Below are 24,456 nucleotides of genomic sequence, written 5' to 3'. Positions count from 1 at the left end.
TTCGTTGAGCACATGGACCGAGGTCACCGGCAGCTTGCTGGTGTAGAGCCGTCCCCAGGCGTGGCGGCTGTAGCAGTCCAGTACGGTTTGCAGATACACCTTGCCCACCCCCTTGAGTGCGCCGACGAAGAAGGTGTCGACCGCCATCAGTTCTCCGGTGTAGTGAACCTCAATTTGGCGTTCGCGAAACTCGGGGCTGAAGCGCTCGAGCAGGCGGATCTGCTCGTCATTGAGCTCAATCGTCTGTTCCCTGTGGGTTTTCTCGAGGCGCAACAAGCGGTCATGCTTGGAGAGCAAGTCGTGCCGTTGCCATACGCCACGCACACCGCCCGCACTGACGTTGATGCCTTGCAGAGCCAGTTCTTGCGCGACCCGCAGCGGGCCATGAGTTGGTCTGGTGAGGGAGTAATCGAGGATGGCCAGTTCAATCTCGGGAGCGACCCGATTGGGATGAGCCCCTTTACAGCCGGGCAATTTGTCGAGCAATCCCTCGGCGCCATAGGTCTGGTAATTACGGCGAATTTCGTAGAACTGCTGACGGCTGTAGCCGATGAGCTTGCAGGCTTTGCTGACATTATTGAGCTCTTTGGCGAGCTCTAGCAGGCTGAGTTTGCGACGTGCTACTTTCTCGTTGGTGGTCATACGGTGACTCCGGATAACACGGTAGGGGTACCGTTTTGTTATCCGGTTTGAAGCCGTATGACCACTCCCTTTTGTGGGCAACTGTCAGGTGAATACCATCTCCATACATGAAAATGCCAGATGGTAATCTCCGTGCTTACTACGTATGGGCAAAAGGGTCTGGTGCGGGCTTCATGCCGAGGAGGTTGCTGACCGCACTTTCGTCATGGCAATAGACAGCACAACCCTGACCAATGACAAACTGTACATCGACGTAACCATCACTGCCTCCGGTACTGATGTAGCAACCGAGCGTCTTTCTGTAGAGCTGTATAACCAATCTGGCAGCGCCGTTGTTGGCCAACACTACAACGATGGAATCTCGCAATTGGTGCGCTTTGACCCGACCACTTGCCAAGCGGTACTCGATGCGGCGGGCAATCCGACCTACGCAGTGCGCATGACAGCCCGTGATCTGGTAGTTTATGCTTGCCAAGCGAGTCCCCCTCCCTCGGTTTGCGTAGCGGTACTGGCACTAACGTGATCACCAAGCCAATCGCTATCACTGTGCAAGGCGTCAATATTGATAACGGTGGTAATGATGGTGGCGACAATGACGGCTGTAGTGGTTCTACCGTAGATTGGCCCCTTGAAGATCCAGACACTTCGCCCCTCTTAACTTAAGAGGTAGTCTTGGAGCTATGTTCAGTACTAGTCACAACGAGAAGATGGTCGAAGTGTTAACAGGGGCCGAGCGCCGTCGACGCCGGACTCCACAAGAAAAGATCGCCATCGTGCAGCAGACCTTTGAGCCCGGGATGACCGTCTCTCATGTTGCTCGCTTGCACGACGTCAACGCAAACCAGCTTTTCAAATGGCGTAAGCAATTCCAAGAAGGGTCTCTCACGGCGATCACCGCCGGTGAGGATGTTGTTCCTGCTTCCGAGTTGGCTGCTGCCATCAAGCAGATCCGAGAGCTTCAGCGTCTGCTCGGGAAGAAGACCATGGAGAACGAGATCCTCAAAGAAGCCGTGGAGTATGGTCGAGCAAAAAAATGGATTGCGCATGCGCCCTTGTTGCCGGGGGACGACGATTAAGTGCTGTGAGCCAGGCTCTTAATGTATCGCGTGCGCAGCTATCCGTTCGTGTTCATCGAAAACCGGGTTGGCAAGATGGTCGTCATCATCGCCAGCGTGATGATGCAGCCTTACTTGGCCGTATCATGGAGGCGATGGCAGAGCTTCCCTCCTATGGCTATCGCCGGGTCTGGGCGCTGTTACGGCGTCAGTCTGAGGCAACAGAACAACCTGTGGTAAACGCTAAGCGGGTATATCGCGTCATGCGCGAGCATGGCTTGCTGCTGGAAAGAAAACCAGCTGCACCATTGGCCCAGCAGGCACATAAGGGGCGTGTTGCCGTCAAGGAGAGCAATCGACGGTGGTGCTCAGATGGCTTCGAGTTTCGCTGCGATAACGGTGAAAAACTACGTGTCACGTTCGCCATGGATTGCTGCGATAGGGAAGCGTTGGACTGGGCGGCCAGTACTGGGGGTTACGATAGTGACACTGTGCAAGATGTCATGCTGAGGTCTGTCGAACGTCGCTTTGGGGATTCGTTGCCGGCATCACCGGTGGAGTGGCTGACTGATAATGGCTCGGCGTATCGAGCCCATGAGACCCGCGCGTTTGCACGAGAAATCGGGTTGGAGCCCAGAACGACAGCAGTGAGAAGCCCACAGAGTAACGGTATAGCGGAAAGCTTCGTGAAGACGATGAAGCGAGACTATATCGAGATGATGCCAAAACCGGATAGCCGAACAGCGGTAGGCAATTTGGCTATCGCGTTTGAGCATTATAACGAGCACCACCCGCACAGCGCCTTGGGATACCGTTCACCACGGGAATTTCTGCGCAGTCGGGTATCACAACCCTAAGCGGGAAAAAGTGTCTGGACCTATGGGGTCAAATCCATACCGGCCCTCTGTCACAGCTTACTTTGGTTTCTTTTGGCTTGGTGCGGCAATTCAAAAGGAGTTAGTCCAAAGGTATCCGTTACATCTCTCCATCCGTTTAGCTGGTCAAGGTCTAGAGGGAGAATCTTCTCGCTGATTTCAAAGGAGCGCGAATCTATGTTCATGATGCGGCATTCGTGCAAACCGATGCAAAGAACGGCTACCGCAGTGACAAGATGATCCAGAATTTAGAAACCTTCTGGAGCCAATATTTCAGCCGGTCTAACGGGCAGCTCGTTGCATTTGGGCATCCTGAGCTCACTGTTGCTGTTCAATAATGAACTCACCACGGCTTTGAAACACTAGCCTGTAGAGATGTAATGCACCTCCATAGCGGTGGCGCTTTATTTTTTCGTTCTCCTGAGATGTTCTAACCTATGTCGTAAGCGAGTCTGGATTGCGAGGTGTTTACAAAACCAGTGGCGATTCAATGTGTGTCATGATCAGCTTGGACATATGTAGAGTTGTTTTCGCTGATCATGACATTAAGGTGGCAATGAAAAATCAGAGGGGGCCAGCTCCTGCGGAGGGCTTACAGATATAGATACTCGGGGCCAGACCGCTCACTTGGGGATAACGAATATTAACCTGTTCGCACACTGCTGCTGTCAGTGACTGTGGAACCAATGCAACCACACAGCCACCAAACCCGCCACCAGTCATCCTCACACCACCACGACTGCCGATGATCTCTTTGATCATGTCGACCAAGGCGTCGATAGCAGGCACTGTGATGGCAAAATCATCACGCATCGAGGCATGGGACAGCGCCATTAATTCGGCCATCATGACCATGTCTTCATTGGCAAGCGCATCGGCCGCTGCCAGCGTTCGTTCATTCTCGGAGATGACGTGGCGTGCACGGCTCGCGACGACAGGATCCAGTTCGTTGGCTCGCTCGGTGAACTGGGTCATCGTCAGGTCACGCAGTGCCTTGACCCCAAAATGCCGTGCGGCCTCTTCACACTGTGCCCTGCGGGTATTGTATTCGCTATCCACCAGGCCCCGGCGTACGTTCGAGTTGATGATGACCACATCAATGTCGGCTGGCATGCTCACAGGACGGGTATCCAGACTGCGGCAATCGATCAGCAGAGCATGATCTTGCTGACCCAGAGCCGAGATGAACTGATCCATGATACCGCAGTTGCAACCGACGAACCTGTTTTCCGCCAGTTGTCCATTAAGGGCGATATCTGCTTGGCTGATGTCGAGGTGATTCATCTCTTTGAAGATCTGTCCTACTGCCACTTCCAGAGAGGCGGAAGAGCTCAGGCCTGCTCCCTGAGGTACATTGCCACTGATTACCAGGTCTGCCCCTGTCAGTTGACAGCCTCGCAATAGCAAATATTTGACGACGCCTCGCACATAGTTGGCCCACAGGTATTCCGGGCGCGCCTCTATGGGGTGGCGTAAGTCAAATTCATCCAGTTGGTTGTGATAGTCGGCAGCGATAACCCTGATCAGACTGTCTTGGCGGGGGGCAGCACTGATCACGGTCTGATAATCGATGGCGCAGGGTAGCACGAAACCATCGTTATAGTCCGTGTGCTCCCCAATGAGGTTAACACGCCCAGGTGCCTGAATGGCGAGGGTCGGGCGATAACCATACTGGGTGTAAAAGGTATGTTCAGTCACGCTGTGTGGCGATTCAATACTCATGTCTCAACCTCAAACCTGTTCACGAAAATGGATATCGCTGACGGAACGCAGGCGTTCTGCCGCCTGTTCTGCCGTCAGGTCACGTTGTGTTTCTGCCAGCATTTCATAGCCCACCATAAACTTGCGTACGCTCGCAGAGCGCAGCAGGGGCGGGTAGAAGTGGGCATGCAACTGCCAGTGATCATTCTCTTCGCCATTGAATGGCGCACCATGCCATCCCATCGAATAGGGGAAGGAGCACTGAAACAGGTTGTCATAGCGGCTGGTCAGTTTTTTGAGCGCCAGTGCGAGGTCTGCACGCTGTTGCGGTGTCAGTGTCGGTAGACGTGTTACCGCAAACTTGGGAAGCAACAGGGTTTCGAAGGGCCAGGCAGCCCAATAAGGCACTACTGCCAGCCAGTGTTCCGTTTCCACTACGGTGCGGCTGCCGTCAGCCTGCTCGCGTTCCGCATAATCGAGCAACATGGCTCGACCATGTTTGGCAAAATACTCCCGTTGGGCGACATCTTCCCGCGCGGCTTCGTTGGGCAAGAAGTCGTTGGCCCATATCTGCCCATGGGGATGGGGATTGGAGCACCCCATCATGGTGCCCTTGTTTTCGAATACTTGGATCCAGCGGTATTCGCGCCCCAGCTCTGCAGTTTGTTCACACCAGGTGTTGACCACGGCAGTGAGGGAGGGGATAGACAACTCGGGCAAGGTCTTGCTGTGATCCGGTGAGAAGCAGATTACCCTGCTGGTGCCGCGTGCACTCTCTAGCTGGAAGAGGGGGTCCTCGCTGGTTGGGGCCATAGGTGTATCAACCATCAGTGCCGCAAAGTCGTTGGTAAAAACGAAGGTCGACGGATAATCCGGATTTTTGTCACCAGTGACGCGAGTATTGCCGGCGCAGAGGAAACAATCCGGATCGTGAGGGGAGCGCTGGGTACGATCGGGTTCATCCTGCTGGCCCTGCCAAGGGCGTTTCGCCCTGTGGGGAGAAACGAGAACCCACTGTTGGATCAATGGGTTGTAACGACGGTGAGGGTGGTCGGTCGGTTCGAATTGCATAGTAAGGTCTGTCTCGTTCTGTATATTCATGGAAGGGGGTAACCGTTTGGATTTTGGGATTGCCAGCGCCAGGTATCAGCCGCCATCTCATCAAGCGTGCGATAAGCCTTCCACCCCAGCTCGTTATAGGCCTGTGTTGGATCTGCCCAACACTGTGCTATGTCCCCGGCGCGGCGCGGCACGATCTCATAAGGCAGTTCGCGGCCACAGGCCTTGGAGAAGGCGGCATGAATGTCCAGGACACTGTAGCCATGCCCAGTGCCCAGGTTGTACACATGGACGCCAGCTTGCCCAAGCGCATGTTTCAAGGCTGCGACGTGGCCATCGGCTAGATCCATGACATGAATGTAATCCCGCACACCGGTACCATCTGGTGTCGGGTAGTCATCACCAAAGATGGCGAGTTTGGCACGGCGGCCCACTGCCACCTGGGCAATATAGGGCATCAGGTTATTGGGAATGCCCTGGGGATCCTCGCCCATCAGGCCGCTGGGATGGGCGCCCACCGGATTGAAATAGCGCAACAGGGTTAATGACCAGTCGGGGGCTGAGTGTGCAAAGTCCTTGATGAGGCGCTCCACCATCAGCTTGCTTTGACCATAAGGATTGGTGGCGTGAAAGGTGGGCGACTCCTCGGTGATGGGCATGATCTCCGGCTCGCCATAGACGGTGGCAGATGAGCTGAACAGCAGGGTCTTGACCCCGGCGCGTCGCATTGCCTGCAGCAACACCAGGGTGCCGCTGACATTGTTGTCATAGTACTCGAGAGGCTTTTGTACCGATTCCCCTACGGCCTTGAGGCCTGCGAAATGGATCACGGCATCTATCTGCTGGTCTGCAAACACACGATCCAGCAGGTCGGCATCCCGCACATCACCGTGATAGTGCTGGGGGCGCAGTCCGCTGAGGCTGTGGATACGTTCGAGGACGCTCTCTTTGCTGTTAACCAGATTGTCCAACAAGATGGGGGTCATCCCGGCAGCGATAAGCTGCAAGCAGGTATGACTACCTATGTAACCAGTTCCACCTGTCACGAGTATCTTCAACATGATTCGCTCCTTGGCGCTAGTTTTAATTGGGTTTTATTTGGTGTAATCGCTTTCCCTTATTCTGCGCTTGTGAACAAGCTCCTGGAAGATGCATCTCCATTTGATGTGATTTTTGTCACATTTTTCACCGCGATGAGCATGAGAATGGATAAGGGTGTATGTAAATGGATTACACAGCGAGACGCTCGTATTGATAGAATGCTCTCGCTTTTGATATGAAAGCCGTGTCAGGTATTGGAAATGTCGGTAGTATCTTGACCCAGTACAGCACTGGTTTTTATTTATACCGTTCACCGGAAAAGCTAATTCATGGCAACCATCAAAGATGTAGCACTCCTGTCAGGCGTATCTGTCGCCACCGTCTCACGCGTCATCAATCACTCGCCAAAGGCGAGTCAGGCGTCACGAGACGCAGTCTTCAAGGCGATGCATGAACTCAACTACCATCCCAACGCGAACGCGAGAGCATTGGCCCATCAGAACAATGACACCTTGGGATTGATCGTTGCTGATGTGTCTGATCCCTTCTTTGGCACCATGGTTAAAGCTGTCGAGCAAGTGGCACAAGCTACGGGGAATTTTCTGCTTATAGGAAATGGCTACCACGACGCAGCCAAAGAGAAGCATGTAATAGAGCAGTTGATAGGGCATCGCTGCTCTGGCCTGGTGGTTCATGCCAAAATGCTGCCAGATGAAGAGCTGATCCAGATGATGAGCTATGTTCCTGGAATGGTGCTTATCAACCGTATTGTTCCTGGATTCGAGTCCCGTTGTGTTGCGCTGGATGATCGCTATGGTTCTTGGCTTGCAACTCGTCACCTGATCCAGGAAGGGCACAAGAAGATAGGGTTCCTGTGCTCAAATCATCAGATATCAGACTCTCAGGACCGTCTGCAGGGTTATTTGGACGCACTGCAAGAGCACAATATTCCGGTTGATGAACGTCTGATCTCCCGTGGTAGTCCTGATGAATTGGGGGGGGAGGCAGCAATGACGGAGTTGCTGAGTCGGGGGCAACAGATGACAGCCGTCGTTTGCTATAACGACTCAATGGCGGCGGGGGCCTTGTCAGTGCTTAGTGATAACGGGATTGATGTACCTCAAGACCTCTCTTTGGTGGGTTTTGATGATGTGTTGATATCTCGCTACCTGCGCCCTCGTCTGACAACGGTGCGCTATCCCATCATTGCTATGGCCACTCAGGCTGCAGAGCTGGCCATTGCTTTGGCAAAGGGGGGGCCTTTGCCCCAGACGACGCATATGTTTAGCCCGACACTGGTTCGCCGTCACTCGGTTCGCACCATTGATTAGTCCAAGTGCTGGGCTTGTGGGCCTATAGCGATTACGGCAAGGTTACCAGCTCGGGCCTTGCCTTTTTAAAGTCTCATCTTCCTCTTTAATGCCTCAATGTCCTCCTCTTCAAAACCTCTGAACTAGACGCTCTGGCGAAACAAATAGCCTCCTGGTGCCCAGGAGATGCTTCCGCAAGAGAGGCTTCATGTTCTGCACATCACCTTCATCACCCTTAACGTCAACCATGCTTGAGAACTACCGCTCACTCCTTATGTAATCGATAACACTCTGGTTGGTTTGTTTTATTGATTTAAAATCAACGACTTACCTCATAATGTGTAATGGCTACTAGAAGGCTATCTTATTTATTAGTGTAATTATTACAAATGTGTGAGTTTCGTCATGTCATTCACTACGACGTTGTTCTTATAATCCCTCTCGGATAGTGAAAGCGCTTTCCCTTTGGACTGGTAAGCGGTTTATCAGGATAACAATGCAACAGTGGAATAAAGGAATAACTATGAAAGTGAAGCTACTGACGACTTCCGTTGCCCTCGCTCTGTCAATGACAGCATTAAATGCTAATGCTGTTGATTTCACAGGGTATTTTCGCTCTGGCGTAGGTGTGTCCCAGGATGGTGATATGCAAACTGGTCGACAGAACGTTGTCGGCCGCCTGGGTAACGAAAACGATACCTATACCGAAATTGGTATTGGTCAGGAGGTTTACAACAAGGATGGCAAGACTTTCTACGTTGACAGCATGTTTAGCATGCAGAGCGATGGCTCTAATGACTATGAAAGTACCACCACAGTGTGTAACTTCGATCAAAAAGAGTGTAAGGACGATGCAACCTTTGCCCTGCGCCAATTCAATGTGAAGGCCAAGGGATTGCTCTCAGCCGCGCCCGATGCGGTGGTCTGGGCTGGCAAGCGCTTCTACCAGCGTCATGATCTCCACATCATCGATACCAAGTACTGGAATATCTCGGGAGCTGGCGCCGGTATTGAGAATCTCAAGGCCGGCCCAGGCGCCTTCTCACTGGCCTGGATCCGGTCCGATGGCAACGATATCGATAACTCGATTGTCAACAATGACCTCAACGTCAACTTCCTGGACCTGCGCTATGCCGGCTGGGCTCCCTGGGAAGGGGCTTGGACCGAAGCGGGCGTCAGCTATGCGATGCCTAATCCGACCGATGAACAGAAGAAGGTCGGTAATCTCTATGATCCCAAGAATGGTGTCATGCTGACGGCAGAGATGAGTCAATATTTTGCCGATAGCCGCATCTACGAGAAGTTGGTGCTGCAATATGCTGACAAAGGGTTGGCCCAGAATATGATCTCCCAGGGGGGTGGGTGGTATGATGTTTGGCATTTGACCGACGATGCCAAGGGATACCGTGTAATTTTGACGGGTGACATTCCCATGGGTGAGAAATTCAGTGTGAACCATGTCTTCACTTACGGTAAGGGTGAGAAACTTGAAGCATGGCATGACAACACCGAACTGTTCAGCGCCGTCGCGCGGGGTGGTTATGCGTGGACTGACATCATGAAGACGCTGGTTGAAGCCGGTACTTATGAAACTACCAAGACCTGGACAAGCGGTTCTGAAGAGAAATCGAGTGGCCAGAAATATACCTTGGCTCAAGCCTGGTCAGCTGGACCCAGCTTGTTTGCTCGCCCGGAGATCCGTGTGTTCGCCAGCTATTTGAAAGATGGCGAAGGCAAATCCTTCAACGGTGGTGAAGATGACCACACTTGGAACTTTGGTGTTCAGGCCGAAGCCTGGTGGTAAAAAAACGATTCATCAATATCATGGGAGCCCAACCGGGCTCCTTTTTTAATGTCGTCTCGAAATGATTAGTCCGGACCTGCGTGAAATGATGGGGTTGGGGGGAGGTGAGCATTCCACTGAAGAACCATCAGGCAGTATGTTGAAAGGGGAGATCTCCTTTGAAAAAAAGAGGCGCAGCATTGTGGCTGCGCCTTTGCTTTAACGGGTCAATTACTGCAACAGAAAAGCATCCAGTGCGTAGGTGGGTTTGCCACCATTGTCCATCAATCCCAGGCTGTAACCCTGCCAGTTCTTGTAACTCTGCGGTTCCCAATAAAGCACGCCGAGGCCCTTGTTGTCAGGGATCCACTTCATTTTGTTGAGTAGATCGGCGATGGTGTCATAGCTGTTTTTCGGGTCATCCCAAGGCATGCCAACCTCCACGATCATCACCTCTTTGTCATATCGACTCACCATATCGGATAGATTGTCATAGCAGAGGTTGTTGAGGGTAAACCAGTCACCGTTACCGCTCTGTGTTGGGTAGATGGAGGCACCAATTACATCCCACTTGGCGCCGTTGTTCTTGAGACCATCAAACATCCAGCGATAGAGAGTGTTGTTCTCACAGTTGGCCAAGTGGACGATCACCTTGGTACTACTGTTGACCGCCTTGACAGCGTCGTAGCCGCTGTTAATGAGCCAGGCAAAGTTCTTCATGTTGACCGAGGCGCGCCCCTCTTCCCAGAGCATGCCATTGTTGGTCTCGTTGCCCACTTGTACCCACTTGGGGGTGATTCCTGCGTTTTTCAGGGCAACGAGGGAGTTGTAGGTGTGCCACCATACGTTCGACATTAGCTGATCAAAGGTGTAGCTCTGCCAGGCTGCAGGTTTGGTTTGCTTGCCAGGATCAGCCCAGCTGTCGCTGTAGTGGAAGTCAATCAGCAGATCGAAACCGGCCGCCTTGGCCCGCTTGGCCTTGGCGATGACGTCACTGATGTTGTTCCAGCCATCGGCAGGATTGACCCATACCCTGAGCCGGATGGTGTTCATACCGTGCTCTTTCAGGGTCTTGAACAGATCTTGCTGCTGGCCGGCGTCGTTATAGAACTTGTACCCGGCTTTCTCCATCTGGGTCAGCCAGCTGACGTCAGCTCCCTTGACCATGGCCTCTCCCTGGCCATGAAACAGCAGGGCGCCGCCAAGCAGCAGGGTGGTAAGCAGATGTCTCTTCATTGTTGTTATCTCCTGTCTGGATGTGTGTAGGGTGGCGACAGGGAGGCAGTCCCGCGCCGGGATGGCGTCGCCGTGCGGCGCCATCCCGGCGGAGGCTGGGGCCGCCTTGCGGCGGCCCTGGGATCACCCGGCGGGGGAGACGGTGACCTGGATGTGTTGGGGATCGCGGCGATCCAGGGTGATGCGATACTGGCCGTCGCTGGGCGGGGTGAACTTCATGTCGCTCCACTGCCAGCCGGCCTTGACTACCACCGGCTTGTCCGACTCTACCTTGGCGGCGGGGTCGAACTGGCCATAGGTGGTGTCGGCCTTCCACTTCTCATCGGCAATCTTGAACTTGTAGGCGCCGTGACTGGCCTGCAAGGCCACCTGGACCGACAGCAAGTCCCCTTGCTGGGTAACCAGTTGCTGGTCTGCCGGGGCCTCCCAGTTGTTCATCTCGCCGCGCAGGAACAGCGGGCGGGCCAGGGGATCCTCCTCGTTGGCCAGCGCGGGCTGGAGGCAGGCGATCAGGGTAGTCAGCAACAGTGTCTTCTTGAACATGGATGGTCCTCTCTGTGGTGTGTGATCAGGCGCTCTGCAGGGTGAAGCGGCGGGTCAGCGACAGATGCTGCTGCGATAGCTGCTGCAACTGGTCGCTGGTCTGTGCCACCTTGGCCAGGGCACCCTGGTTGTCGTCGGCAATCCGGGCGATGTTGGTAATGTTGCGGGCGATCTCGGCGCTGGTCTGCTGTTGCTGCAGGGTCGCGCTGGCGATACGGCTGCTCTGTTCGGCCACCTTCTGCAGCGCCTGGGATAGCTCGGCTAGGGTGGCGCAACCCGCGTCGCTGTCGGTGCGACTCTGGGCCATGGCGTCGTGGCAGCGCAGCATGGTGGCGACCGCACCGCGGGTGCTTTGCTGCAGATCGTCGATGATCCCCTGGATGCGGGTGGTGGAGTCTGCTGTGTGGTGCGCCAACTGACGCACCTCGTCGGCCACCACGGAAAAGCCACGCCCCTGTTCGCCGGCGCGGGCCGCCTCGATGGCGGCGTTGAGGGCCAGCAGATTGGTCTGCTCCGTGATGCGCTCGATCAGGGCGAGGATGTCACCGATGCTGACGCTCAATGTCTGCACCTGTTCCACGCTGCGGCGCGACTCCGCCAACTCGTCAGCCAGTTGCTGCAGCCGTTGACCGGTCGCCGCCCCACGCAGGCTGGCGGCGTGGGCCGCCGCGGCTATGTTGCCGAGGGTCTGCTCGGTCTGGCCTATGCTGCCGGCGACCTCGCGCACCGAGTAGTCCATCTCCTCCATGGCGCTGCAGACCCCTGTGGTTTCGTTGCGCTGCTCGCCGATGGCAAGTTGGGCGTGATGCTGGGCGTGCTGGTTCTGGCCGGCCATGCGGCCGAGGGCATCGGCGGCCTGAACTATCTGACCGAGCATGCCGCTCATCTCGTCGGCCAGGGCGTTGATGCCGGTCGCAAGCTGGCCGAACTCGTCGTGGCGCAGTAGCGGCACGCGTTGGCGCATGTCTCCCTGACTCAGGGCCTTGAGGGTGGTGAGGATGTGGTGCAGTGGCTGGCGGATGGCGCGCACCAGGTGCCACAGCACCAGGGCGCCGAGACCGAGGGAGAGCAACAGGCCGGCGCACAGCCCGAGGCGCAGCCAGAGCAGGATGGCGCCGCTGCCGGCGGTGCTGTGGCGAAGCTGAGCGTCGATCGCGGCGTCAAGCTCGCTCAGATCGCCTAGCAGGCTGTCGATAAGGCGGCTGGCCTGCACACTCTGGTTGCGCAACATGATGCTCTGTTCGACCAGCGCCAGGTGGCGTGCCGGCAGGCTCTCGGGGCCGGCCAGCAGGGTGGCGAGGGTATCGAACCTGGCACCCGTACCGCGTTCCAGGCTCAGGGGCACGCCGAAGGCATCCTCCTGGCCGGCGAGCTGGCGTGCCAGCTCCTGGCGCAGTGCCGCCGCCTGTTCGCTGGCGCGTGCATTGGCAGCCAGACGTGCGGCAACGGGGGCCGGATCCTGCTGCTTGAGGATCTCCTGTGTGGCGCTGACCTGCTGTTCCAGGTTTGCCAGCAGGCGGCTCTTGAGCAGCACGGCGGGGTGGCTGCCCAGAGGGGCGAGCAGCACATCGAGGGCGCTGGCAAGCTGGCGCGCCGTGTCGCCAAGGCGGGTGTCGGCCGCCAGCTTGCTCTGTTCGAGGCGGTTGTGGGCATAGTCATCGACCAACTGCTGGGCCAGTTGCCAGTAGGCGGCCTGTTGCTCGCGCAGGCTCTCGACGCGCGCACTCTGTTGCGGCTCCCCCGCTATCTGTCGAGCCAAGGTGGCCAGATCCTGGTCGAAACGGGCCTGCCATTGCTGCATCTGCTCGCGGGCGGCGCCCAGCTCCTCCTCTCCGGTCTGCAACAATGCGTTGCCCAGATGTCGGTCGAGGGTGAAGAGATCGCGGGTCACGGCGCGGCTCTGCACCAGGGTCGGCGCGGTATGGCTGGCGAGCAGCCCCACCTGGTCGGCCAGCCGTTGGCCGGCGTAGAGAGAGAGGGCCACCGAGAGCAGCAGCAGCAACAGGATGACGGCAAAGCCCAGCGCCAGGCGCTGGATGATGGAAAGGTGACGAGTGCGCAAGTTCATGGTATCGATTACATATGGTGTTGAGTCAACCCAGCCTGATGACACAAGTGATAAGTCATATTTTATCAGTGCTTTACCTCGTTAAAAGATAAGGCCGCGATAAGGGAGGGCACCTGATTCTGATTTTTAGTGTAACGTTTTCATTGTTTTGTGAATCTTTTACACTCTTTCTCGGCACCCTTGTACGGGATTTGTCCAGGGTTGCGAGCCCGCTCTCATTTTGTGTCCCGCGCCCGGGGATAAAAAAAAGCCCCCGACTGGCGGGGGCAAAATGGATCGGGGCATGCAGTAGCCGCGTTCAGCGGCTGATCCTGAGCCCTTCGGCATTGAACACAAGGCAATTTTGCGGGGCAAAGAAGACATCCATCTTCTGGTACGGATGAAACTCCCCATCCCCTGCCAGCAGCAGCTTGAAGCCGTCGGTGCCGCAGCACTGACCGAACAGGTAGGTGCTGTTGCCAAGACGTTCCACCACCTCGCAGGTAAAGGCGAGGTGGATCCCCTCTGCGCCCGGCACCACATGCTCGGGACGCAGGCCAAGGGAGATCTCGCTGCCCGGCTCGAGTCGCTCGGTGAGGATGGGCAGGGTGAGCTCCTGCTGGCCGGCTACCTTGACCCGGATCTGCTCCGGGCTCCAGGCCAGTACGCGGGCCGGCAGGAAGTTCATTTTGGGTGAGCCGATAAAACCGGCCACGAAGCGGTTGCAGGGTTTGTAGTAGAGCTCCATCGGCGAGCCGACCTGTTCCACCTTGCCATAGTTCATCACCACTATCTTGTCGGCCAGGGTCATGGCCTCCACCTGATCGTGGGTCACGTAGATCATGGTGGTCTTGAGTTCCTGATGCAGCTTGGCGATGTGCAGGCGCATCTCGACACGCAGCTCGGCATCGAGGTTGGAGAGCGGCTCGTCAAACAGGAACACCTTGGGGTTGCGCACGATGGCACGGCCGATGGCTACCCGCTGGCGCTGGCCGCCGGAGAGCTGCTTGGGCTTGCGATCGAGTAGGTGGGAGAGCTGCAGCGTCTTGGCCACCATGCTGACCTGGTGGGTTATCTCCTCTTTCGGCACGCCATTGACCCGCAGGCCATAGCCCATGTTCTCGGCCACCGTCATGTGGGGATAGAGGGCATAGGACTGGAACACCATGGCCACCCCGCGATGAGCCGGGGCTACATCGTTGACCACCTGCTCATCAATCGCAATGTGGCCGTCCGAAATCTCTTCCAGACCGGCGATCATGCGCAGCAGAGTGGATTTACCACAACCGGAAGGACCGACAAAGACGGTGAACTCACCATCTTCTACATCCAGATTCACATTATGTAGGGTCACATTGCTGCCAAAACGCTTGATCACATTGTTCAGCCTGATACTCGCCATGAGCTTTAACTCCTTGATAATAAATGCCTTAGCTGCAAATGCTGGGGGCAGTCATGCCCCTGCTGCGGCTTCTTTGCCCTGGGAGGGAGAAGGCGTTTCACACCGTTTCACTCTGTGGCTTTGGGAGGACTATATCAGTCAGGTGTAAGCGGTTGCACAAAATGCTGTTTCTTTTGTGCATGAGATCACAGCCTTGGTACGTGCTACTGGCAGGCTGGGCAAGCACCGCTTACCGTAGAGCCATTCGGTGTAATCGTTACCTTTTTTGCTGTTCCAGTGCACTCGAAGAGCTGTGTAAAGCAAAAATCAAGTGATAGAGCGTATTGCTCCGGATCTGATGTATGGGATTAAACCATTTATTTTTCATTGCATTAGGTGGTAGTGAGGTTGTGTCATAGAGGCCAGACCAGTCCGGCGTGTAATGTGGTTGTGCTTTGTTTTACACCCGAATTGGTAACAAGCTTCAGAAGTTACACCGACTGGATGGAATCGTAACACTCACTTTGCCTACGTGGTCTGAGAAGACCTGCTTTTACCTGAGTTAGGGACAAGGAAATCATATGAAAATCAACAAATTGACTGCTGCAATGTTGTTGTCTTTGGGCGTTATGGGGTTGGGCCAGGTAGCCCGTGCCGCTGACGGTGAACTGCTGGTGTGGGAAGACATCAAGAAATCAAACGGCATTGAGGAGGCTGTCAAGGCGTTCGAAGCCAAGCACAACGTCAAGGTGAAGATCCTCGAAACCCCCTATGCCCAGCAGATCGAGAAGCTGCGCCTGGATGGCCCGGCCGGTATCGGTCCGGATGTGCTGGTACTGCCGCATGATCAGGTTGGTACTGCCGTGGTGCAGGGGCTGATCAGCGAGATCAAGCCGGGGGCCGACTATCTGGCTGGTTTCACCAAACCTGCGGTGGATGCCCAGACCTATGAAGGCAAGCTCTATGGCCTGCCCAAGGCGGTGGAGACCATCGTCATGGTTTACAACAAGGACCTGTTACCCAAGGCTCCCGAGAGCTTTGACGAGCTGATCAAGGCTTCACAGACCCTGCGCGGGGAGAACAAATACGGCCTGCTCGCCAAGTTTGACGAGATTTATTACTCCTACGGTGTAGTCGCAGCCATGGGGGGTTATATCTTCGGCCAGAACCCCAACGGTTCGCTCAACGTCAAGGATGTGGGCCTGGCCAACCAGGGCTCGGTCGATGCAGTGAGTTTCCTCAAGCGTTTCTACAGTGAAGGACTTTTCCCGGCCGGTATCGTGGGTGAGACCGGTGCCAACGCCATCGATTCCCTGTTCACCGAGAAGAAGGCTGCTGCCGTCATTACTGGACCCTGGTCGTTCCAGCCCTACAAGGATGCGGGGGTGAACTACGGTGTCGCACCGCTGCCGACATTGCCCAATGGCGAGCATATGCGCTCCTTCCTCGGCGTGAAAGGGTACAGCATCTCTACCTATTCCAAGCAGAAAGAGTTGGCGCAGCAGTTCATCGAGTTCATCAACCAGCCTGAGTACGCCAAAGTCCGCTTCGAGAAGACCGGCGAGATCCCGCCGCTCAAGGCGCTGATTGACGATCCGCTCATCAAAGATGACGAGAAATCCCGTGCCGTGGCCATTCAGGCCGGTTTCGCCACTCCGATGCCGAGCGTGCCCGAGATGCAAGAGGTGTGGACCCCTGCCAACAGTGCACTGCAGCTTGGCGTGACTGGCAAGCAGGATGTGAAGGCGGCACTGGAAGGTGCAGTCAAGAACATCAACATGCAGATCGAAGTCAACCACGCGCAGCAATAACACAAGTTGGGCGCAGGCCCAATTCGGGCCGGGCGGCATTCGTGGCCGCCCGGGCTCTTAATGGAAAGGAGGTACATTGTGGTTGTCGATTCCGGATCGCTTACCCAGATCGGTACAAGAACCCATCATGCCAAGGTGGCCGCCCTGCTCTCGCTGATCCCGGGACTCGGTCAGTGGTATAACCGGCAATGGGTCAAGGGCACCCTGTTTTTCACCGTCATGGCCTGCTTCTTCGGCGTATTCCATGATTTTCTATCTCAAGGGTTCTGGGGGCTGTTTACCCTCGGCACCGAGTTGCCCCGGGACAACTCCGTCTTCCTCCTGGCCAAGGGGGTTATCAGCGTACTGGTGGCCATCTTTGGTTGCGCCATCTACTACTGGAGCGTCCGCGACGCCTATGTTAACGGCGATCGCCGGGATCGTGGCGTAGCGCTGACCAGTGTGCGCAAGCAATACCAGTTGCTGCTGAGCGAAGGGTTCCCGTATCTGATGATCACCCCGGGCTTCATCCTGCTGGTGTTCGTGGTGGTGTTCCCCATCATCTTTGGTTTCTCCATCGCCTTCACCAACTACGATCTCTACCACACGCCGCCGGCCAAGCTGGTGGACTGGGTGGGGATGAAGAACTTCATCAACATCTTCAAGCTCGATCTGTGGCGTTCGACCTTGCTCGACGTGCTGCAGTGGACCGTGATCTGGACGCTGATCGCCACCACGTTGCAATGCTCGGTCGGGGTGCTGCTGGCGATCCTGGTCAATCAGAAGGATCTGCGCTTCAAGCCGCTCATCCGCACCATCCTGATCCTGCCGTGGGCAGTGCCCGGTTTTGTCACCATTCTGGTGTTCGCCGGCATGTTCAACGAGACCTTTGGTGTCATCAACAACGGTATTCTGGCTTCTCTGGGTATCGACCCCAAGGCATGGATGACAGATCCCTTCTGGACCAAGACGGCCCTCATCCTGATGCAGACCTGGCTTGGCTTCCCCTTCGTCTTCGCCATGACCACTGGGGTGTTGCAGGCTATCCCGGATGATCTCTACGAGGCGGCCACCATTGACGGTGCCAGCACATGGCACAAGCTGACTACCATTACGCTGCCCCTGGTGCTGTATTCGATCGCTCCGATCCTCATCACCCAGTACACCTTCAACTTCAACAACTTCAACATCATTTACCTGTTCAACAACGGGGGACCTGCGGTGGCTGGTTCCAATGCCGGCGGCACCGACATCCTGGTCTCCTGGATCTACAAGCTGACCATGTCGTCATCCCAGTATGCGATTGCAGCGAGCATCACCATTCTGCTCTCCATCTTCGTGGTCGGCATTGCCCTGTGGCAGTTCCGTGCGACCAATTCGTTCAAGCAAGACGACATGGTGTAAGGAGATCCAGCCATGAGTGCCAAACACAGTCTGAAAAAGAGTAATGCCATCCGCCTGACCCTAAGCTATTTGCTGCTGGCTATGGTTGCGGTGATCATCATCTATCCCCTGATCTGGACGGTTGGAGCCTCTCTCAATCCGGGCAGCAGCCTGCTCAACACTTCGATCATCCCGGAAAACTTCTCCTTTATTCATTATCAGGAGCTGTTTGACGGGCGCATCGATTATGCCGCCTGGTACTGGAACTCGATGAAGATCAGTTTCCTGACCATGGTGTTGACCCTCATCAGCGTCAGCTTCACTGCCTATGCCTTCTCGCGCTTTCGTTTCCGTGGGCGGCAAAATGGCCTGATGTTGTTCCTGTTGTTGCAGATGGTGCCCCAGTTCTCGGCCCTCATCGCCATCTTCGTGCTGGCCCAGATGCTGGGTCTGGTCAACAGCCATCTGGCGCTGGTGCTGGTCTATGTGGGCGGCATGATCCCGATGAACACCTATCTGATGAAGGGTTACCTCGATGCCATCCCCAAGGATCTCGACGAGTCGGCGCGCATGGACGGGGCGGGCAACTTCCGCATCTTTATCGAGATCATCATGCCGCTCTCCAAGCCCATCATTGCGGTGGTTGCACTGTTCTCCTTCACCGGCCCGCTTGGCGACTTCATCCTGGCCAGCACCATATTGCGCACCCCGGATCAGTTCACCCTGCCCATTGGTCTCTACAACCTGGTCGCCCAGAAGATGGGGGCCAGCTACACCACCTATGCGGCGGGAGCTGTGCTCATCGCGGTGCCGGTGGCCATCTTGTACCTCTCCTTGCAGAAGTACTTCGTTTCCGGTCTTACCGCAGGTGGGACCAAAGGTTAATCCGTTAAACAGGACGTTCGACATGAAAATCAAGAAGACGCTGGTGATGGCGGCGCTGCTCGCCACCGGCATGTTGGGTATGCATGCCCCTGCCGTGGCTGCCGAAAATGTGGTGGTGCAACCAGTTGTTGTACCGCAGGAGTTCATCAAGGGGGCTGATGTCTCCATGTTGGCCGAAGTAGAGAAATTTGGTGGCAAGTTCTTTGATGCCAGTGGCAAGCAACAGGACGCCATGGCAATCCTCAAGGAGAACGGCTTTAACTACATTCGCCTGCGCCTGTGGGTAGACCCCAAGGATGCGGACGGCAAGCCTTACGGCGGTGGTAACAACGATCTGGCTGCAACGATAGCGCTTGCCAAGCGTGCCAAGGCCCTTGGTATGAAGTTCCTGCTCGATTTCCACTACAGTGATTTCTGGACGGATCCGGGCCGCCAGAACAAGCCCAAGGCGTGGCGTACGATGTCAGTCGAGCAGTTGGCGGATGCCGTTTACGCCCATACCAAGGAAAGCATGGATGCCCTGGCAAAGGCCGGTGTGATGCCTGACATGGTGCAGGTCGGCAACGAGATCAACGGTGGCATGTTATGGCCAGAGGGCAAGAGCTGGGGGCAAAACGGTGGGGAGTTTGATCGCCTGGCCACACTGCTCAAGGCTGGTGTACGTGCTGTGAAAGAGCACGGCAAAGATATCAAGGTGATGCTGCATCTGGCTGAGGGCACCAAAAACGACACCTTCGTCTGGTGGTTTGATGAAGTCGCCAAGCGCGAGGTGCCCTTCGATATCATCGGACTCTCCTTCTACACCTACTGGAATGGCCCCATCAGTGCCCTCAAGGCCAACATGGATGACATCAGCAAGCGCTATGGCAAGGATGTGATCGTGGTTGAGGCCGCCTACGGCTACACCACGGAGAACTGCGACAACGCCGAGAACAACTTCACTGCCAAGGAGGCGAGCGACGGTGGTTACCCGGCCAGCGTACAGGGGCAGGCCGACTTCCTGCGCGATCTGATCAAGAGCGTGGTGGCGGTACCGGACGGGCGTGGCAAGGGTGTCTTCTACTGGGAGCCTGCGTGGCTGCCAACCCCTGGTGCCACTTGGGCCACCAAGGCTGGAATGAAGTACAACAACGACGACTGGAAAGAGGGCAATGCCCGGGAGAACCAGGCGCTGTTTGACTGCTCCGGCCATGTGCTCCCCTCGATCAAGGTATTCAACTGACCCGGTTTCAACCGATAGGGCGACCGGCCATGGCCGGCGCCCCCTCGTTTTAGGAGATGTGTGATGTTCAAGTTTCCCCCGCTCAGTGAACGGGTGCCCGCTCTGCTGCATGGTGCTGATTACAACCCGGATCAGTGGCTGGATGATCCCCAGGTGTTCGAGCGCGATCTCGAGATGATGAAGCAGACCCGCTGCAATGTGATGTCGGTCGGCATCTTCAGTTGGTCTTCCCTGGAGCCACAAGAGGGGCGCTATGAATTCGGCTGGCTCGATACGGTGCTCGATCGCTTGCACGAAAACGGTGTGTCAGTTTTCCTCGCCACACCAAGTGGTGCTCGCCCGGCTTGGCTTTCCCTGCGTTATCCCGAGGTGCTGCGGGTCAGCAAGGAACGTGTGAAGGCACTGCACGGTGGCCGTCACAATCACTGTATGAGTTCGCCTGTCTATCGTGACAAGGTGCGCGCTATCAACGGTGCCCTGGCCGAACGCTACGGCCATCATCCAGGTGTCATCGCCTGGCACATCTCCAACGAGTATGGCGGCGAGTGCCACTGCGAGCTTTGTCAGGAGCGCTTTCGTGACTGGCTCAAGGCTCGTTATGGCAGCATAGAAGCGCTCAATCACGCCTGGTGGAGCAGCTTCTGGAGCCATACCTACACCGACTGGTCACAGATCGAATCCCCGTCTCCCATCGGCGAGAGCTCGATCCACGGCCTAAACCTCGATTGGAAGCGTTTCAATACCGCCCAGGTGAGCGATTTCTGTGCCGAGGAGATCAAGCCCTTGAAGGCGGCCAACCCGAGCCTGCCGGCCACCACCAACTTCATGGAGTACTTCTACGACTATGACTACTGGCAGTTGGCCAAGGAGATCGATTTCATCTCCTGGGACAGCTACCCCCTCTGGCACAACAGTGGCGATGACTCGACCCTGGCGGCGTACACCGCCATGTATCACGACCTGATGCGCACTCTCAAGGGAGGCAAACCTTTCTTCCTGATGGAGTCGACCCCGAGCCTGACCAACTGGCAGCCCATCAGCAAGCTCAAGAAGCCGGGAATGCATATCCTCTCCTCCTTGCAGGCGGTAGCCCACGGCTCCGACTCGGTGCAGTACTTCCAGTGGCGCAAGAGCCGTGGTTCGGTCGAGAAGTTCCACGGCGCCGTGGTCGATCACGTTGGTCACATCGATACCCGGGTGGGCCGCGAGGTGCAGGCGCTAGGCGAGATCCTGGCCAAGTTGCAAGAGGTCGCTGGCAGTCGCGTCGAGGCCAAAGTGGCCATCATTTTCGACTGGGAGAGCCGTTGGGCCATGGACAATGCCCAGGGGCCGCGCAATGCCGGCCTCTTCTACGAGAAGACGGTAGCCGAGCACTACCGCCCATTTTGGGAGGCAGGAGTTGCGGTGGATGTCATCAATGCCGACTGCGCGCTGGATGGTTATGACCTGGTTATCGCCCCGATGCTCTACATGGTGCGCGATGGCTTTGCCGAACGGGTTGACGCCTTTGTCAAACGAGGTGGGCAGTTTGTTACCACTTACTGGAGCGGCATCGTCAACGAGACCGATCTCTGTCACCTGGGGGGATTCCCAGGGCCGCTGCGCCCGGTCCTTGGGATCTGGGCAGAGGAGATAGACGGTCTCTATGACGAGGAACGTAACGCCGTCTCGGGTCTTGCTGGCAACGAAGCCGGACTCTGCGGCCCTTACGAAGTCACTCACCTTTGCGATCTCATCCACCTGGAAGGCGCGAGGGCCCTGGCCAGCTATGACGGTGACTTTTATGCCGGACGTCCGGCGGTGACGGTCAACGAGCACGGGACAGGTCGCGCCTATTATGTCGCCTCGCGAAATGATCTGGCGTTCCAACGTGACTTCTTTGGCCATCTCATCGAGACCCTGGCCCTGCCGCGTGCTTTGCCAGCCTTGCCGGAGGGGGTCACAGCTCAGTGTCGCAGCGATGGTGAGCAGGAGTTCGTGTTCGTGCAAAACTTCGCCAACGCCGAGCGCCTGGTCACTCTGCCGGGTGGTCACAGTGACATGGTGAGCGGTGAGGCGCTGAGCGATTCGCTGGTGCTGCCTCCATTCGGCTGCCGAGTGCTGCGTCGCGCCCGTTGATTGCGGGGCGGAGCCAGTGGCTTCGCCCTCTTTTTTTATGTTTAGGAGATTCAAATGGTCAAGATGCAGGACTTCAAGCGGCTGTTCGCCGCCGCCCTCGGCCACAAGGAGGAAAAATCGACCGAGGCGCCGCTCTCCGGGCTGGACGAGGCGGCCATCACCGCGCTCATCGCTGCCTTTGGTGGGCACGACAACATAGTGAGCTTTGACGCCTGCCTGACCCGGCTGCGGGTCAAGGTCAATGCCTTGCAGCAGGTCGACAGCGAGGCGCTGCAAGGTCTCGGTGCCATCGGCGTCATCATCATCGGTGACGAGGTGCAGGCCATCTTCGGCAAGCGCTCGGACAACCTGCGCCGCGAGCTCGGTCAGTGGTTCGAGCTGCACGAGCCGGAGCAACACTAGCATGTACCTCCCGCTGAGCTGGCCACTGTTGGTCATGCTGGGAGCGATCAGTGCAGGGGCTGGAGCCGCTCCTCACAACCTGGCCATCCGAGGGGCGGATGTCTCCACCCTGGCCGAACTCGAGCACTTGGGCGTTCACTATCAGGACGAAACGCGACAGGGGGATTTGCTAACCCTGATGCGCGAGCGTGGCCTCAACCTGGTGCGCCTGAGGCTGTGGGTCGATCCCCGCTCGGCCAAGGGGGAACCCTTTGGTGGTGGCAACAATGATCTGGAAAAGGTGATTGCACTGGCGCAGCGAAGCCGGGCTCTCAACTTGCCCTGGTTGCTCGATCTTCATTACAGCGACTTCTGGGCCGATCCGGGCAAGCAGTACACGCCACGGACCTGGCGAGGCAAGTCGGAAGCAGAACTGGCGGCGATGTTGCACGATTACAGCGCCGCCGTGATGCAGCGCCTGCGCGAGGCTGGGGTGCCGCCGCAAATGGTACAGGTCGGCAACGAACTCAATAACGGCATGCTGTGGCCGCTGGGGCAACTACACCGGCAGGAAGAAGAGGAGGGGTTCGATCGACTGGCCCAGCTGCTCAAGGCGGCCATCGCCGGGATCCGCGCTGGCAGCGAGGGGGGGATCACCCCACGACTGATGCTGCATCTTGCTGAAGGAGGGGATGAGGCTCAGTGCCTGCGCTGGTTCAAGGCGATGCAGGCGCGCGATGTGCCGTTCGATCTGGTGGGTCTCTCCTTCTACCCCTATTGGCACGGATCCTTGGGTGACCTCTCGCGCACCATGAACAGCCTTGCCACCCAAATCAGACTCCCGCTGCTGGTGGTTGAGACCGCCTATGGGCACGATACCGTCAACCAGGACGCGGTTCGCAATGCCTTCGGTGAGCAGGAGGCCGTGCGCGGCGGGTTTGCTGCGACGCCCGAGGGGCAACTGGCGTTTCTCGATGCCCTGCGTGCCGCTATTGCCGCAGTGCCGGATCGGCTCGGGCTCGGGTTTGTCTACTGGGAGCCGGGCTGGATCCGGGTCACCGGTGACAGCTGGGCCAGTCAGGCTGGCATGGCGTTCCTCGGGATAGACGAACCCCTCGGTAATGGTTGGGAGAACCAGGCCCTGTTTGATCGGGAGGGCAGAGGACTGCCGGCGTTGGCCGCCTTTGCCCCGACCCGCTGACTATTTCACATTGAAGAGATGACAACAGCACCATGAAGACTGACATGAAAAAGACCAAAATCGTCTGCACCATCGGTCCCAAGACCGAATCCAAAGAAATGCTGGCCAAGATGCTGGACGCCGGCATGAACGTCATGCGCCTGAACTTCTCCCACGGCGACTACGCCGAGCACGGTGGTCGCATCAGCAACCTGCGCGCTGTCATGGCCGAAACCGGCAAGCACGCAGCCATCCTGCTGGACACCAAGGGTCCGGAAATCCGCACCATCAAGCTCGAAGGCGGCAACGACGTCTCCCTGGTCGCCGGCCAGACCTTCACCTTCACCACCGACCAGACCGTGGTTGGCAACAAAGACAAAGTCGCCGTGACCTATGCCGGTTTCGCCAACGACCTGCGCGTCGGCAACCGCATCCTGGTTGACGATGGCCTGATTGGCCTGGACGTCATCGAGATCACCGAGCGCGAAGTCATCTGTAAAGTACTGAACAACGGCGATCTGGGCGAGAACAAGGGCATCAACCTGCCGGGCGTCTCCATCAAGCTGCCGGCCCTGGCCGAGAAAGACAAGCGCGACCTGATCTTCGGTTGCGAGCAAGGCGTTGATTTCGTTGCAGCCTCCTTCATTCGCAAGAAAGAAGACGTGCTGGAAATCCGTGAGCACCTGAAAGCCCACGGTGGCGAGAACATCCAGATCATCTCCAAGATCGAAAATCAGGAAGGCCTGGACAACTTCGATGAGATCCTGGCTGTCTCCGACGGCATCATGGTTGCTCGTGGCGACATGGGTGTAGAAATTCCGGTT

The 24,456-nt window shown here is 56.8% G+C and carries 19 protein-coding genes and 1 pseudogene; 12 read left to right on the top strand and 8 right to left on the bottom strand.

The genetic code is table 11. The features are described from left to right. Window positions 1-642, bottom strand: a pseudogene (locus J9893_RS12470) (IS481-like element ISAs19 family transposase); the annotation flags it as partial. A 205-nt stretch (window positions 643-847) separates the two neighbouring features. Between J9893_RS12470 and J9893_RS12465 the strand changes: the two are divergent. Both J9893_RS12465 and J9893_RS12460 read left to right on the top strand, forming a co-directional pair. Beyond that, the gene (locus J9893_RS12465) at window positions 848-1,165 is read left to right on the top strand and encodes a hypothetical protein (RefSeq protein WP_210621920.1); all 318 of its coding nucleotides are present in this window, start codon (window positions 848-850) and stop codon (window positions 1,163-1,165) included. A 184-nt stretch (window positions 1,166-1,349) separates the two neighbouring features. Then, window positions 1,350-2,554, top strand: a protein-coding gene (locus J9893_RS12460) for an IS3 family transposase (protein ID WP_100654772.1) whose coding sequence is annotated in 2 segments (ribosomal slippage) — window positions 1,350-1,668 and window positions 1,668-2,554 — 1,206 coding nt in all. Because the reading frame shifts where the segments join, the coding sequence is not laid out codon by codon here. A 582-nt stretch (window positions 2,555-3,136) separates the two neighbouring features. Here the strand turns inward: J9893_RS12460 and galK are convergent. The 3 genes from galK to galE are packed head-to-tail and all read right to left on the bottom strand — an operon-like array spanning window position 3,137 to window position 6,390. After that, window positions 3,137-4,294 (bottom strand): galactokinase, encoded by a 1,158-nt coding sequence (galK, locus tag J9893_RS12455; RefSeq protein ID WP_041212950.1) that lies wholly within the window; start codon window positions 4,292-4,294, stop codon window positions 3,137-3,139. Window positions 4,295-4,303: 9 nt separating this feature from the next. Further along, the gene (gene galT / locus J9893_RS12450; protein ID WP_041213008.1) at window positions 4,304-5,344 is read right to left on the bottom strand and encodes a galactose-1-phosphate uridylyltransferase; all 1,041 of its coding nucleotides are present in this window, start codon (window positions 5,342-5,344) and stop codon (window positions 4,304-4,306) included. Window positions 5,345-5,370: 26 nt separating this feature from the next. Continuing rightward, window positions 5,371-6,390 (bottom strand): UDP-glucose 4-epimerase GalE, encoded by a 1,020-nt coding sequence (galE, locus tag J9893_RS12445; RefSeq protein ID WP_041213009.1) that lies wholly within the window; start codon window positions 6,388-6,390, stop codon window positions 5,371-5,373. Between the two features lie 312 nt (window positions 6,391-6,702). On the opposite strand from galE, the gene galR reads away from it, so the two are divergent. After that, a complete protein-coding gene (gene galR / locus J9893_RS12440; protein WP_041212951.1) occupies window positions 6,703-7,704 on the top strand; it encodes an HTH-type transcriptional regulator GalR in 1,002 nt (333 codons plus the stop codon). 496 nt (window positions 7,705-8,200) lie between these two features. Then, the gene (locus tag J9893_RS12435) at window positions 8,201-9,487 is read left to right on the top strand and encodes a maltoporin (protein WP_081999277.1); all 1,287 of its coding nucleotides are present in this window, start codon (window positions 8,201-8,203) and stop codon (window positions 9,485-9,487) included. A gap of 210 nt (window positions 9,488-9,697) precedes the next feature. Here the strand turns inward: J9893_RS12435 and J9893_RS12430 are convergent, their stop codons facing one another. The 4 genes from J9893_RS12430 to ugpC all read right to left on the bottom strand — a co-directional run bounded on the left by J9893_RS12430 (window position 9,698) and on the right by ugpC (window position 14,694). After that, the gene (locus tag J9893_RS12430) at window positions 9,698-10,702 is read right to left on the bottom strand and encodes a glycosyl hydrolase 53 family protein (protein WP_042863742.1); all 1,005 of its coding nucleotides are present in this window, start codon (window positions 10,700-10,702) and stop codon (window positions 9,698-9,700) included. Between the two features lie 123 nt (window positions 10,703-10,825). Then, the gene (locus J9893_RS12425; RefSeq protein WP_041212954.1) at window positions 10,826-11,245 is read right to left on the bottom strand and encodes a hypothetical protein; all 420 of its coding nucleotides are present in this window, start codon (window positions 11,243-11,245) and stop codon (window positions 10,826-10,828) included. A gap of 25 nt (window positions 11,246-11,270) precedes the next feature. Next, window positions 11,271-13,313 carry a methyl-accepting chemotaxis protein gene (locus J9893_RS12420; protein WP_210600552.1) on the bottom strand — a complete coding sequence of 681 codons (2,043 nt, stop codon included), beginning with the start codon at window positions 13,311-13,313 and terminating at the stop codon, window positions 11,271-11,273. Between the two features lie 298 nt (window positions 13,314-13,611). Beyond that, window positions 13,612-14,694 (bottom strand): sn-glycerol-3-phosphate ABC transporter ATP-binding protein UgpC, encoded by a 1,083-nt coding sequence (gene ugpC / locus J9893_RS12415; protein ID WP_041212956.1) that lies wholly within the window; start codon window positions 14,692-14,694, stop codon window positions 13,612-13,614. A gap of 560 nt (window positions 14,695-15,254) precedes the next feature. Here ugpC and J9893_RS12410 point away from each other — a divergent pair. The 8 genes from J9893_RS12410 to pyk form a co-directional block, all read left to right on the top strand. Then, complete coding sequence (locus tag J9893_RS12410) at window positions 15,255-16,484, top strand: extracellular solute-binding protein (protein ID WP_041212957.1); 1,230 nt, start codon at window positions 15,255-15,257, stop codon at window positions 16,482-16,484. 78 nt (window positions 16,485-16,562) lie between these two features. After that, on the top strand, window positions 16,563-17,867 hold the full coding sequence (locus tag J9893_RS22070) for a sugar ABC transporter permease (protein ID WP_041212958.1): 1,305 nt from the start codon (window positions 16,563-16,565) through the stop codon (window positions 17,865-17,867). 12 nt (window positions 17,868-17,879) lie between these two features. Then, window positions 17,880-18,731: a sugar ABC transporter permease gene (locus J9893_RS12400; protein ID WP_041212959.1), complete on the top strand. Its 852-nt coding sequence runs from the start codon at window positions 17,880-17,882 to the stop codon at window positions 18,729-18,731. A gap of 22 nt (window positions 18,732-18,753) precedes the next feature. Further along, a complete protein-coding gene (locus J9893_RS12395) occupies window positions 18,754-19,953 on the top strand; it encodes an arabinogalactan endo-beta-1,4-galactanase (RefSeq protein WP_041212960.1) in 1,200 nt (399 codons plus the stop codon). Between the two features lie 63 nt (window positions 19,954-20,016). Continuing rightward, window positions 20,017-22,071, top strand: a complete 2,055-nt coding sequence (locus J9893_RS12390; protein ID WP_041212961.1) for a beta-galactosidase — start codon at window positions 20,017-20,019, stop codon at window positions 22,069-22,071. A gap of 54 nt (window positions 22,072-22,125) precedes the next feature. Further along, window positions 22,126-22,473: a glucose PTS transporter subunit EIIB gene (locus J9893_RS12385; protein WP_041211339.1), complete on the top strand. Its 348-nt coding sequence runs from the start codon at window positions 22,126-22,128 to the stop codon at window positions 22,471-22,473. Window position 22,474: 1 nt separating this feature from the next. Beyond that, the gene (locus tag J9893_RS12380) at window positions 22,475-23,653 is read left to right on the top strand and encodes a glycosyl hydrolase 53 family protein (RefSeq protein WP_042863745.1); all 1,179 of its coding nucleotides are present in this window, start codon (window positions 22,475-22,477) and stop codon (window positions 23,651-23,653) included. A gap of 44 nt (window positions 23,654-23,697) precedes the next feature. Next, window positions 23,698-24,456, top strand: a 759-nt coding sequence (gene pyk / locus J9893_RS21700) for a pyruvate kinase (protein ID WP_246875575.1), incomplete at its 3' end; no start/stop codon positions are given.

This window comes from Aeromonas sp. MaB10011B (assembly GCF_017939325.1).
In the GTDB taxonomy this organism is placed as follows: Bacteria; Pseudomonadota; Gammaproteobacteria; order Enterobacterales; family Aeromonadaceae; genus Aeromonas; species Aeromonas caviae.
The sequence above is the reverse complement of the archived record's forward strand: the minus strand, read 5'-3'. Positions and strand labels throughout refer to the sequence as shown.

Excerpts from the sequence above, each read along its gene's own strand:
- J9893_RS12465 (WP_210621920.1), top strand. The coding sequence starts at position 848 with ATGGCAATAGACAGCACAACCCTGACCAATGACAAACTGTACATCGAC.
- galK (WP_041212950.1), bottom strand. The coding sequence starts at position 4,294 with ATGAGTATTGAATCGCCACACAGCGTGACTGAACATACCTTTTACACC.
- galT (WP_041213008.1), bottom strand. The coding sequence starts at position 5,344 with ATGCAATTCGAACCGACCGACCACCCTCACCGTCGTTACAACCCATTG.
- galR (WP_041212951.1), top strand. The coding sequence starts at position 6,703 with ATGGCAACCATCAAAGATGTAGCACTCCTGTCAGGCGTATCTGTCGCC.
- J9893_RS12430 (WP_042863742.1), bottom strand. The coding sequence starts at position 10,702 with ATGAAGAGACATCTGCTTACCACCCTGCTGCTTGGCGGCGCCCTGCTG.
- J9893_RS12425 (WP_041212954.1), bottom strand. The coding sequence starts at position 11,245 with ATGTTCAAGAAGACACTGTTGCTGACTACCCTGATCGCCTGCCTCCAG.
- J9893_RS12420 (WP_210600552.1), bottom strand. The coding sequence starts at position 13,313 with ATGAACTTGCGCACTCGTCACCTTTCCATCATCCAGCGCCTGGCGCTG.
- ugpC (WP_041212956.1), bottom strand. The coding sequence starts at position 14,694 with ATGGCGAGTATCAGGCTGAACAATGTGATCAAGCGTTTTGGCAGCAAT.
- J9893_RS12410 (WP_041212957.1), top strand. The coding sequence starts at position 15,255 with ATGAAAATCAACAAATTGACTGCTGCAATGTTGTTGTCTTTGGGCGTT.
- J9893_RS12400 (WP_041212959.1), top strand. The coding sequence starts at position 17,880 with ATGAGTGCCAAACACAGTCTGAAAAAGAGTAATGCCATCCGCCTGACC.
- J9893_RS12395 (WP_041212960.1), top strand. The coding sequence starts at position 18,754 with ATGAAAATCAAGAAGACGCTGGTGATGGCGGCGCTGCTCGCCACCGGC.
- J9893_RS12390 (WP_041212961.1), top strand. The coding sequence starts at position 20,017 with ATGTTCAAGTTTCCCCCGCTCAGTGAACGGGTGCCCGCTCTGCTGCAT.
- J9893_RS12385 (WP_041211339.1), top strand. The coding sequence starts at position 22,126 with ATGGTCAAGATGCAGGACTTCAAGCGGCTGTTCGCCGCCGCCCTCGGC.
- J9893_RS12380 (WP_042863745.1), top strand. The coding sequence starts at position 22,475 with ATGTACCTCCCGCTGAGCTGGCCACTGTTGGTCATGCTGGGAGCGATC.